This window comes from Pseudomonas sp. LB3P81 (assembly GCF_054897965.1).
Map to the genome: position 1 here is coordinate 5528170 of NZ_JBUBVG010000001.1, position 12095 is coordinate 5540264.

Consider the following 12095-nt stretch of genomic DNA (forward strand, 5'->3'; position numbering starts at 1 on the left):
CGAGGCTCTATCACGCTCCCAAGCTCGTGATAGCATCCGCGCCTATGAAGTTTCCAGGAAGAATAACCAGCGGCGTGCTGATGCTGATCACCAGCTGCGCGGCGCTGGCGCAAAGTGAATTGGATGTACGGATCAAACCGTCCAACGACGAACTGAAGGCCAATATAGAAGGCTATATCGGCAGCCTCGGCGATCGTGACGAAGAAGCCTTGTTGCGCTTCAGTCGTGGCGCCGAAGAACAGGCGCGCAAGGCCGCCCAGGCGCTGGGTTATTACCAGCCGCAAATCGACAGCGACGTGAAGGGCGGCAAGACGCCGCGCCTGGTGCTTAACATCGATCCGGGCGAGCCAGTGCATTTGCGCAATGTCACTATTCGCATCGACGGTCCTGCCGCTTCCCTCAAATCCTTTCGTGTACCGAAAAGCGACGCGCTGAAAACCGGCGCGGTGCTCAATCATGGCCGCTACGAAGACGCCAAGCGCCTGATCCAGAACCAGGCTTCACGTTTCGGCTTTTTCAGTGGCTACTTCACTCGGCAGAAGCTGTCGGTCGACCCGCGAGCGGGCGTTGCCGATATCGAACTGATCTACGAAAGCGGTCCGCGTTATGCCCTCGGCAAGGTCAGTTTCGAAGGCGATACGCCGTTCGACGAAGAGCTGCTGCAACGCATGGTGCCGTTCAAGGCGGGTGCGCCTTATGACTCCGAACTGATCGCTGAGCTGAATCAGAATCTGCAGGCAAGCGGCTACTTCGAAGGCGTGCGCGTCGACGCCGCGCCGACCGCGTCCAAAAACGACGTGATCCCGGTGGACGTCAAACTCGAAACCCGCAAACCGCGGACCATGGGCCTCGGTCTGGGTTACTCCACCGACGTCGGCCCACGGGTCAAGGCCAACTGGACCCGGCACTGGGTCAATCCCCAGGGCCACAGTTATGGTTGGGAAACCGAAGTCTCGGCGCCACGGCAGAACGTCGGGCTGTTCTACGACATTCCGCTGGACCCGCCGCTCACCGACAAACTGCGCTTCGCCGGTGGCTATCAAAATGAAGAAATCGCCGACAAGGACAGTCTGAGCAAACTGCTGACCCTCGGCCCCGAGTGGCACAGCAAGTTGCCAAGCGGCTGGCAGCGGGTGGTGTCGCTGAAATGGCAGCGCGAAGAATATCGACTTGGCGACGACTCGGGGCTCAGCACCTTGCTGATGCCTGGCGTCAGCTATTCCTACCTGAAAAGCGACAACCGCATCGACCCGCACAACGGCTATCGCCTGCAATTCGAAACCAAAGTCGCCAAGGAAGGATTGGGCTCCGACACCAACCTGCTTTACGGCACGGCGCTGGTCAAAGGCCTGACCACGGCCTTTGATAAACACCGCTTCCTCGGTCGGGTGCAGGTAGGCGGCAGCGCCACCAACGGCTACAAATCGGTGCCGCCGTCGCTGCGCTTCTTCGCCGGTGGCGATCAGAGCGTGCGCGGGTATGACTATCAGAGCCTGTCCCCGGAAAACTCCGACGGCGACCGCATCGGTGGCCGCTACATGATTGCCGGCAGCGTCGAGTATCAATACTCCATCGCCGAAAAATGGCGGGTCGCGACGTTTATCGACCAGGGCAACTCCTTCAACAAACTCGAACTGCCCGACCTCAAGACCGGCGTCGGTATCGGCGTGCGCTGGGTGTCGCCGGTGGGGCCGATTCGCCTCGATCTGGCTCACGCGATGGACGACGACGGCGGCATTCGACTGCACTTTTCCATGGGGCCTGAGCTGTGAAGCGTGGTTTGAAAGTAACGCTGCTGACGATTCTCGCGATGCTGATGCTGGTGCTGCTGACCGTGACCACGGTGCTGGGCACGGCGACGGGCAGCCGCTGGGCGCTCGGGTTTGTGCCGGGTTTGACCGTCGAGAATTTCCATGGTCGTCTGGGCGGACAGTGGAGCGCCGACCATCTGGTCTGGCAGCAGGACACTAGCCGGGTTGAACTGAGCCAGGTGATTTTTGCCTGGTCGCCGTTGTGCCTGACGCGCATGACCCTGTGCATCGAGCAGTTGAAGGCCGATCAGGTGAGCCTGCAATTCCCGCCGGGCAGCGACGAAGAAAGCAACGGACCGATTACGCTGCCGGACCTGAAATTGCCACTGGCCATCGAGCTGGGCGACGTGCAGGTGGGCCGTCTGCTGTTCAACGGCAGCGAAGAACTCAAAGGCCTGCAACTGGCGGCGCACTGGACCGAGCAGGGTTTACAGATCGATTCCGTGCAACTGCAACGCGACGATCTGAGCCTGAACCTGTCCGGTCTGCTGCAGCCCACCGGCAACTGGCCGCTCAAGGCCGAAGGCAAACTGACCCTGCCTGCGCCCGAACCCTGGGCGCTGGCGCTGAAAATTGACGGCGACCTGCTGAAAACCTTGACGCTCACAGCCGACAGCAGCGGTTACCTGAACGGCCAACTGACCGGGGAGTTGCAGCCGCTGGTGGACAACCTGCCGGCCAAGGTGCGGATCACCGCTGATGGCTTCAAGCCCAGCGCCGATTTGCCGGATACGCTGCAACTCAATCAGCTTGAACTCACCGGCGACGGCGACCTGAAAAACGGTTACCAGTTGCGCGGCAACGCCACGCTGCCCGCCGAGCAAGGCCCGGTCGCGTTGTTGCTGCAAGGCAAAGTCGACGCCAACGGCGCGCAGATCGCCGCGCTGGACCTGACCGCCAACGACAAGCAAAGCCTCAAGCTCACCGGCGTTCTGGACTGGAGCAAAGGCCTGAACGCCACGGCGAAAATCGACTGGCTGGATTTCCCCTGGCACCGGCTCTATCCGCTGATCGACGAACCGGAAGTGGCCCTGCGCAGCTTCAACGGTGAAGTCTCTTACACCGACGGTAAATACCTTGGCAATTTCAAGGCCGCGCTGGATGGCCCGGCCGGGGCGTTCAGCCTGAGCAGCCCGTTCGCCGGTGACCTGACGAAGATCTACCTGCAACAAATCCAGCTCGAAGCCGGGCAGGGCAAGGCCGAAGGGCACCTGAACCTGCAATTTGCCGATGGCATCGCCTGGGATACCGCGCTCGACCTATCGGCGATCAACCCGGCGTATTGGATCGCGGAGCTGCCGGGCATTCTGGCCGGACCACTGCGCAGCAAAGGCGAGATGAAGAACGAAACACTCAGCCTGAACGCGGACCTTGATCTGAAGGGCAAACTGCGTGGACAGCCGGCCGTTCTGCAAGCCAAGGCCGAAGGCAGCGGCGAGCAATGGAACCTCAGCGCGCTGCAAATCCGTCTGGGCGATAACAGCATCACCGGCAAGGGCAGCCTGCAACAGAAACTCGCCGGCCAGATCGACCTCAAGCTGCCGCGCCTGGCGCAGCTCTGGCCGCAATTGCGCGGTCAGCTCAACGGCCGCGTCGATGTCGCCGGTACGCTCAAGGCGCCGCAAGGCAAGCTCGGGTTGCAGGGCACGCAACTGGCGTTCGAAGACAATCGCCTGCAAAGCCTCAACCTCGACGCCACCCTCGACAGCGCGCAGCGGGCGAAAATCGACTTCAAGGGCAGCGGCATTCGGGCCGGCGACACGTCACTGGGGACGTTGACCGCCAGCGGTCAGGGCGATATCAAAAACCAGAAACTGGCGCTCGATCTGCAAGGCCCGCAGCTGAAGTTGGCCCTTGGCTTCGACGGCAATCTGGACAAAGGCAACTGGCGCGGGCGTCTGGCCAGTGGCGATATCCAGCTCGGCGGTCAGGACTGGAAGCTGCAAGGTCCGGCGAAACTCGAACGGCTGGCGGACGGCAAAATCAACTTCGGCGCCCATTGCTGGATGTCCGGGCCGGCCAGTCTGTGCGGTGAAGACCAGCGCCTGATGCCGGAGCCGAAGCTGCGTTACCACCTCAAGCAATTCCCGATCGACAGCCTGGCGCAGTGGCTGCCGAAGGATTTCGCCTGGAAGGGCCGGCTCAACGCCGACTTGCAACTGGACCTGCCGGCCAGTGGCCCGAACGGCCAGATCAGCCTCGATGCCAGCGGCGGCACCTTGCGCATCAAGGACAAGGATCAGTGGCTGGATTTCCCGTACCAGACCCTGAAACTCACCAGCAAACTCACACCCAAGCGCATCGACACTGACCTCAACTTCGTCGGCGGCAAGCTCGGCGAATTGAGTGTGCAGGCGCAGATCAATCCGCTGCCGAAGAACAAACCGCTGACCGGCGCGTTCCGGCTCAATGGCCTCGATTTGTCCGTGGCGCGACCGTTTGTGCCGATGGTCGAGAAACTGAGCGGGCGCCTGAATGGCAGCGGCACGATCGCGGGCACGCTGATGGCGCCTTTGGTGAACGGCAATCTGCTGCTCAGCGATGGTGAAATCTCCGGGCCCGAGCTGCCGATGGACCTTGAAGCCTTGCAACTTCAAGCGGTGATCGCCGGCGAAACCGTGCAATTGAACGGCGGCTGGAAAAGCGGCAAGAGCGGGCAGGGCAGCCTGAACGGCACTATCGGCTGGGGTCAGGCGCTGGTGGTGGATCTGGCGCTCAAGGGCACGCAATTGCCAGTCACGGTCGAGCCGTACGCCAAGCTTGAAGTGGCGCCGGACCTGAAGATCTCGATGAAGGGCGACGAGCTGGCCATCGCCGGCAAAGTACTGGTGCCCCGAGGTGAAATCACCGTGCGCGAGTTGCCGCCATCGACGGTCAAAGTGTCCGATGACACGGTGATTATCGGGCAGCAAACCGAAGAGGGTAAACCGCCGCTGGCGATGAAAATGGACATCGATGTGGCGGTCGGTGAGGACAAACTGAGCTTCGCCGGATTTGGCCTGACCGCCAACCTGCAAGGGCATGTGCACATCGGCGACAACATGGACACGCGCGGCGAGCTGTGGCTCAACGACGGGCGTTATCGCGCTTACGGCCAACGGTTGACGGTGCGCCGGGCGCGTTTGCTGTTTGCCGGCCCGATCGATCAGCCGTATCTGGACATCGAGGCGATTCGCCAGACCGACGACGTCATCGCCGGTATTCGCCTGAGCGGCAGCGCCGAGCAGCCGACCACGCAGATTTTCTCCGAGCCGGCGATGAGTCAGGAACAGGCCTTGTCCTATCTGGTGCTCGGGCGTCCGCTGAGCACCACCGGTGAAGACAACAACATGCTGGCCCAAGCCGCGCTCGGCCTGGGCTTGATGGGCAGTTCCGGGGTGACCGGCAAACTGGCCAGCGATCTGGGGATTCAGGATTTCCAGCTCGATACCCAAGGCAGCGGCAACGCCACGAGCGTGGTCGCCAGCGGCAACCTCTCCGAGAAGCTCAGCCTGCGTTATGGGGTTGGCGTGTTTGAGCCGGCCAACACCATTGCGTTGCGCTACAAGCTGAGCAAGAAGGTTTACCTCGAAGCGGCGGGCGGCGTGGCCAGTTCGCTGGATATCTTCTACAAGCGGGACTTTTAGTCCCCTCAAGATCAAAAGATCGCAGCCTTCGGCAGCTCCTACAGGGTTTTGTGTACACCTGTAGGAGCTGCCGAAGGCTGCGATCTTTTTGTTTTTCCAACCCGCCGTTTATCCGCTAAATACCAAGCAACCTAACTATTGCGTTGACATTCGCTGCCTAGGCAGTAACATCTCGTCATACATTCTCTGCCTAGGCAGCTAATTGGTGGTCAGATGAAACATTTCACCCCGGACGAATTCCACACTTGCCATCTCGGCCTCTTGCTCGGGCGCGCCGCGCTGCTCAAGGACCGGCTCATCGACACGCATATGGAACCCCACGGCATCACCGCCGCGCAGTTCAAAGTGCTGATCATCATGGCCCAGTACGGCGTCGATTCCCCGGCCGAGCTGTGCCGCCATCTGTCGCTCGACAGTGGTTCGATGACCCGCATGCTCGATCGTCTGGAACAGAAAGGTTTCCTCGCCCGCCAACGTTCCGAAGCGGATCGTCGTCAGGTGCAGCTTGTGTTAACTGAGCAAGGCCAGCAGTTGGCTGACCGCCTGCCGGAAATCGGCGCCGACGCCATGAACGAACTGGCCGGCGCGATCACCCCGGACGAGCTGAAAACCCTGGAACAGATCCTGAAGAAAATTTTGGTGGCAGCCGGTGACCCGATCACGCTGCTGCGGGTAGGTGACAAATGAGCAGCAAAACCTTGCGTGCCGGCCTGAGCCTGGTGCTGGCGGCCATGACCCTGGCCGGTTGCGCCAGCTACAGCGGCCTGACCACCGAAGGCAAAAGCCTCGATGCGAAAACCCTCAAGGCCGGGCAATCCCTCAGCGGCGTGACCCTGTCGCCCGCGGCCTGGCCGAAAAGCGATTGGTGGAAAAGCCTTGGCGACCCACAACTCGACGGTCTGATTCGCGAAGCCCTGCACGACAGCCCCGACATGCAGATCGCCGACGCCCGCGCGCATCAGGCCAGCGCCGCTGCGTATGCCGCCGACGCTGCGCGGATGCCGACCCTCGATGCCAGCGCCGGCGTCAGCCGTTCGCGTCTGGCCCGCGATCAAGACCCGAGGGGCGAGGGCGATGCGTACTCCACCGTGCGTAACATCGGCGCCAGTTTCAATTACAACTTCGACCTCTGGGGCGGTCAGCGTGACGCCTGGGAAGCTGCGTTGGGCCAGGCCCGCGCTGCCGAAGTCGATCAGCAGGCCGCGCAACTGACGTTGGCTGCCGACGTTGCCCGCGCCTACAGCGATCTGGGGCAGGCGCACATCGTCTATGACCTGGCCAGCGAAGACCTTAAGCGCACCAAACAAATGCTCGACCTGAGCCAGCGTCGCCTGAGCTCGGGGATCGACAGCCAGTACCAGTTCCAGCAAACCGAAAGCCTCGAAGCCACTTCCGAAGCCAGCCTGATCGACGCCGAGAAACGCCTGCAAAGCGCGAAAATCGCCTTGGCGGTATTGCTTGGCAAAGGTCCGGATCGCGGCAACGAAATCGCACGGCCGAAGATTCTTCAGGCCAGCGCCGTCGCGTTGCCGTCGGTCCTGCCCGCCGAGTTGCTCGGTCGTCGTCCGGATCTGGTCGCTGCGCGTTGGCGCGTCGAGGCGGCGAGCAAGAATATCGACGCCGGCAAGACCCGGTTTTATCCCAACCTCAACCTGAGTGCCGCTGCCGGTGCCGAATCGTTGTTGGGCGACGCGATGTTCGGTTCCGCCAGTCGTTTCTTCAACATTGCGCCGACGATCTCGGTGCCGATTTTCGACGGCGGCCGCCTGCGCGCCGACCTTGATGCCCGCGACGCCGATTACGACCTCGCGGTGGCGCAGTACAACAAAAGCCTGGTGAGAGCGCTGGGTGATGTCAGCGACACCCTCAACCAGTTGCGCGATATCGGCCGGCAGATCGGCGCTCAGCAGCACGCGACCGATATTGCCCAGGATTCTTACAACACCGTGGTCCAGCGTTACGGTTCCGGCATAGGAAACTACCTGGACGTGCTCAGCATCGAGCAGCAATTGCTCCAGGCCCAGCGTCAGCTGGCCAACCTGAATGCCGAGCAGATCGACCTGTCGATCCAATTGATGCAGGCGCTGGGCGGCGGTTTTCAGGGCGAAACCCTGACCGCGGCCAACGCAACCCCAGCCACGCAGCACAACTAATTCAAGGTAACTGTCATGGCCACTGCCGAAAATACTCAAACCGCTGACAACACCCCAGACACCAGCAACCCGCGCAAACGCAAAGTCATGCTGGTGATACTGGCGATCGTGGTGATCCTCGCCGGCGTCGGCGTCTGGGGTTATCACGAATTCTATGGGCGCTGGAACGAAAGCACCGACGACGCCTATGTGAACGGCAACGTGGTGGAAATCACGCCGCTGGTCACCGGCACCGTGGTCAGCATTGGCGCCGACGATGGCGACCTGGTCCATGAAGGCCAGGTGTTGGTCAACTTCGACCCGAACGACGCGCAGGTCGGTCTGCAAAGTGCAGAGGCCAACCTGGCCCGCACCGTGCGCCAGGTACGCGGTTTGTACAGCAACGTCGACGGCATGAAAGCCCAGGTCAACGCCCAGCAGGCTGAAGTACAGAAAGCCCAGGACAACTTTAATCGCCGGAAGAATCTCGCCGCTGGCGGGGCGATCTCCCAGGAAGAACTGTCCCACGCTCGCGATGACCTGACCTCGGCGCAAAACGCCCTGGCCAACGCCAGGCAGCAACTGAAAACCACCAGCGCCCTGGTCGATGACACCGTGGTGTCGTCGCACCCGGACGTGATGTCGGCTGCCGCGCAACTGCGCCAAGCGTACCTGAACAATTCCCGCAGCACCTTGATTGCACCGGTGACCGGTTACGTCGCCAAGCGCTCTGTACAACTCGGTCAACGGGTCCAGCCGGGCACCGCGTTGATGGCGGTGATTCCGCTGGATCAGCTGTGGATCGACGCCAACTTCAAGGAAACCCAGCTGCGCGACATGCGCATCGGCCAGCCGGTCGATATCCAGGCCGACCTCTACGGCAGCGACGTGAAGTTCAGCGGCACCATCGACAGCCTCGGCGCGGGCACCGGCAGCGCATTTGCCCTGCTGCCGGCGCAGAACGCCACCGGTAACTGGATCAAGATCGTGCAGCGTGTACCGGTGCGGATCCACATCAACGCCGAAGAACTGGCCAAACACCCGTTGCGCGTTGGCCTGTCGACTCAGGTCGATGTGAACCTGCGCGATCAGAGCGGCCCGGTGCTGGCGCAACAGCCGCCGCAAAAGGCCTCGTTCAGCACCAACGTCTACGACCGCCAGTTGGCCGAGGCGGATGCATTGATCACGCAGTTGATCCACGACAACAGCGCAGCGGTCAGCAAAACCGTTCAACGCTGACACCGACCTTGTGGGAGCGAGCCTTTGTGGTGAGGGGATTTATCCCCGTTGGGCTGCGAAGCGGCCCCAGCATTTTAAAGTCAAACCGCGTTTACGACTGCTTCGCAGCCGAACGGGGATAAATCCCCTCACCACATAAATCCACTTAGCCACAAAGGCTCGCTCCCACAAGGTCAGCTGCGTCTGTAACAAGCGCAGCGCCAATCAGGTTTCAAAGGATTCGCGATGAGCAATAACGCGTCTTTCACGCCGCCCAGCCTGCTGCTCAGCACCATCGGCCTGTCGCTGGCGACCTTCATGCAAGTGCTCGACACCACCATCGCCAACGTGGCGTTGCCGACGATTTCCGGCAACCTGGGCGTGAGTTCGGAGCAGGGCACCTGGGTGATCACCTCGTTTGCGGTGAGCAACGCCATCGCGCTGCCGCTGACCGGTTGGCTCAGCCGGCGGTTTGGTGAGGTGAAGCTGTTTCTCTGGGCGACCATTCTGTTCGTGCTGGCTTCGTTTCTCTGCGGCATTTCCACTTCGATGCCGGAACTGATCGGCTTTCGGGTGCTGCAAGGTCTGGTGGCGGGGCCGTTGTACCCGATGACCCAGACTCTACTGATCGCGGTCTATCCGCCCGCCAGGCGCGGCATGGCCCTGGCGTTGCTGGCGATGGTCACGGTGGTCGCGCCGATTGCCGGGCCGATTCTGGGTGGCTGGATCACCGACAGCTACAGTTGGCCGTGGATCTTCTTCATCAACGTGCCGATCGGGATTTTTGCGGTGATGGTGGTGCGTTCGCAGCTCAAGGCGCGTCCGGTGGTGACCAGTTATCAGCCTATGGATTACGTGGGGCTGATCACCCTGATCATCGGCGTCGGGGCGTTGCAGGTGATCCTCGACAAGGGCAACGACCTTGACTGGTTCGAATCCAACTTCATCCTCATTGGCGCAGCGATTTCGGTGGTTGCACTGGCGGTGTTTGTGATTTGGGAAATGACCGACCAGCACCCGGTGGTCAACCTGCGGCTGTTCGCCTACCGCAACTTCCGCATCGGCACGCTTGTGCTGGTGTTGGGTTACGCCGGGTTCTTCGGGATCAACCTGATCCTGCCGCAATGGCTGCAAACCCAGATGGGCTACACCGCGACTTGGGCCGGTCTGGCGGTGGCGCCGATCGGGATTCTGCCGGTGATCCTCTCGCCGTTTGTCGGCAAGTACGCGCACAAGTTCGACCTGCGGTTGCTGGCCGGTCTGGCGTTCCTGGCGATTGGCCTGAGCTGCTTCATGCGCGCCGGTTTTACCAACGAAGTGGACTTCCAGCACATCGCGCTGGTGCAACTGTTCATGGGGATTGGCGTGGCGCTGTTCTTCATGCCGACCTTGAGCATATTGATGTCGGACCTGCCACCGAGCCAGATCGCCGACGGCGCGGGTCTCGCGACCTTTCTGCGGACGTTGGGCGGCAGTTTTGCGGCGTCGTTGACCACGTGGATCTGGATTCGCCGAGCGGATCAGCATCATGCCTATATGAGCGAAAGCATCAGTACTTATGAACCCGCGACCCGCGAGGCGTTGAACAGCCTGGGCGGTGCGAGCAACCCGGCGTATGCGCAGCTGGATCATGTGCTGACCAGTCAGGCGTACATGCTTTCCACCGTGGATTACTTCACGCTGCTGGGGTGGGCGTTCATTGGGTTGATCGTGATTGTGTGGCTGGCGAAGCCGCCGTTTGCGGCGAAGGCGGGGCCAGCGGCGGCAGGACATTGATTTAGCGGCGCCTGTTGAAAAGATCGCAGCCTTCGGCAGCTCCTACAGGGTTATGTGTACACCTGTAGGAGCTGCCGAAGGCTGCGATCTTTTGATCTTAAGACGCTACGAAATCAAACGGTGCCAACGCAAACCCGTGCTCATCCACCTGCAACGCCCACCCTTGACGATCCCAATCCCCCAACACAATGCGCTTGGCCGCTTGCTCGCCAATCTGCAACTTGTGGATAGCGGGGCGATGGGTATGGCCATGAATCAGCGTTTTCACGCCATAGTCCTGCATGATCCGCGGCACTTCTTCCAGCGTGACATCCACAATGTCATTGGCCTTCATCCGCGTTTGCGCACGGCTTTCGCTGCGTAGTTTGCGCGCCAGTTTATGGCGAGTGCGCAGGGGCAAGTGGCGCAGGATGAACAGGGTGATCGGGTTACGCAGGTAACGACGCAGCTTCATATAAGCCTCGTCGCGGGTGCAGAGGCTGTCGCCGTGCATCAACAGCACCGGCTCGCCGTAGAGCTGCACGACACTCGGGTCCTTCAGCAACGTACAGCCGGCCTGTTTGCAGAAGGCCTGGCCGAGCATGAAGTCGCGATTGCCGTGCATCAGAAAAATGGCCGTGCCGCTGTCGCTGAGTTCGCGCAGGGCCTGGCAGATGGAACGCTGAAAGGGCGTCATGGCGTCGTCGCCAATCCACGCCTCGAAAAAGTCACCCAGGATGTACAGCGCACTCGCCGAGCGGGCGCGCCCGGCGAGCAAATCCAGAAACGCCCGGGTAATGTCCGGGCGCTCCTCTTCCAGATGCAAGTCTGAAATCAGCAGTATCACTCAATGATCTCGGCTTTCTCGATGATCACGTCTTCTGCCGGTACGTCCTGGTGGCCGGATTTCATGGTGGTGGAAACACCTTTGATCTTGTCGACAACGTCGGTGCCTTCAACGACTTTGGCGAATACCGCGTAGCCCCAGCCCTGAGTGGTCTTGGCGCTGTGGTTCAGGAAGCTGTTGTCAGCGACGTTGATGAAGAACTGGGCGGAAGCCGAATGCGGCTCCATGGTGCGGGCCATGGCGACGCTGTACTTCTCGTTCGGCAGGCCGTTGTCGGCTTCGTTCTGGATGCTTGGGCGCTTGTCTTTCTTTTCTTTCATGCCTGGCTCGAAACCGCCGCCCTGGATCATGAAGTTACCGATGACGCGGTGGAAAACGGTGTTTTCGTAGTGACCGGCTTTGACGTACTCGATGAAGTTGGCAACGGTCAGCGGTGCCTTTTCAGCGTTCAGTTCCAGGACGATGTCGCCATGGTTGGTGGTCAGTTTGACTTGGGTCATGATCGGTACTCTTTTAGAAATTCGTGGGTTTCGAGGCTGTTGAGCCCTCAACCGGTCCGGCCGATGTCGGCCGAGTTGCGCAGTTTAGCGTGCCGGGCGCGAATTTCGAGGCTGTTTTTCATTTGCATCCGATTAAATGCAGCCGTTTTCGGGCCTGTACTGTCAGCGGCTTGACGGCATCGGCTATGATAAGCCGCTTTGTTTTA

The 12095-nt window shown here is 61.0% G+C and carries 8 protein-coding genes; 6 read left to right on the forward strand and 2 right to left on the reverse strand.

The annotated features are described in order from the left end of the window. Window positions 1-44: 44 nt before the first annotated feature. The 6 genes from ACYZTL_RS25715 to ACYZTL_RS25740 all read left to right on the forward strand — a co-directional run bounded on the left by ACYZTL_RS25715 (window position 45) and on the right by ACYZTL_RS25740 (window position 10563). Window positions 45-1772 (forward strand): autotransporter assembly complex protein TamA, encoded by a 1728-nt coding sequence (locus tag ACYZTL_RS25715; protein ID WP_461954092.1) that lies wholly within the window; start codon window positions 45-47, stop codon window positions 1770-1772. Continuing rightward, window positions 1769-5437 carry a translocation/assembly module TamB domain-containing protein gene (locus ACYZTL_RS25720; protein ID WP_461954093.1) on the forward strand — a complete coding sequence of 1223 codons (3669 nt, stop codon included), beginning with the start codon at window positions 1769-1771 and terminating at the stop codon, window positions 5435-5437. Before ACYZTL_RS25715 ends, ACYZTL_RS25720 begins: the two co-directional genes overlap by 4 nt. Before the next feature lie 213 nt (window positions 5438-5650). Then, a complete protein-coding gene (locus ACYZTL_RS25725; RefSeq protein WP_461954094.1) occupies window positions 5651-6124 on the forward strand; it encodes a MarR family winged helix-turn-helix transcriptional regulator in 474 nt (157 codons plus the stop codon). Next, window positions 6121-7590 (forward strand): efflux transporter outer membrane subunit, encoded by a 1470-nt coding sequence (locus ACYZTL_RS25730; RefSeq protein ID WP_461954095.1) that lies wholly within the window; start codon window positions 6121-6123, stop codon window positions 7588-7590. The genes ACYZTL_RS25725 and ACYZTL_RS25730 overlap by 4 nt, the downstream gene beginning before the upstream one ends. A gap of 15 nt (window positions 7591-7605) precedes the next feature. Further along, window positions 7606-8808, forward strand: a complete 1203-nt coding sequence (locus tag ACYZTL_RS25735; protein WP_461954096.1) for an HlyD family secretion protein — start codon at window positions 7606-7608, stop codon at window positions 8806-8808. 225 nt (window positions 8809-9033) lie between these two features. Beyond that, entirely contained in the window at window positions 9034-10563 is a 1530-nt protein-coding gene (locus ACYZTL_RS25740) for a DHA2 family efflux MFS transporter permease subunit (protein ID WP_461954097.1), read from the forward strand. Between the two features lie 97 nt (window positions 10564-10660). On the opposite strand, the gene lpxH is transcribed toward ACYZTL_RS25740, so the two are convergent. Beyond that, on the reverse strand, window positions 10661-11389 hold the full coding sequence (gene lpxH, locus ACYZTL_RS25745; RefSeq protein WP_461954098.1) for a UDP-2,3-diacylglucosamine diphosphatase: 729 nt from the start codon (window positions 11387-11389) through the stop codon (window positions 10661-10663). Continuing rightward, window positions 11386-11889, reverse strand: coding sequence for a peptidylprolyl isomerase (locus ACYZTL_RS25750; RefSeq protein WP_461954099.1), 504 nt, complete (start codon window positions 11887-11889; stop codon window positions 11386-11388). Before ACYZTL_RS25750 ends, lpxH begins: the two co-directional genes overlap by 4 nt. Window positions 11890-12095 lie beyond the last annotated feature (206 nt).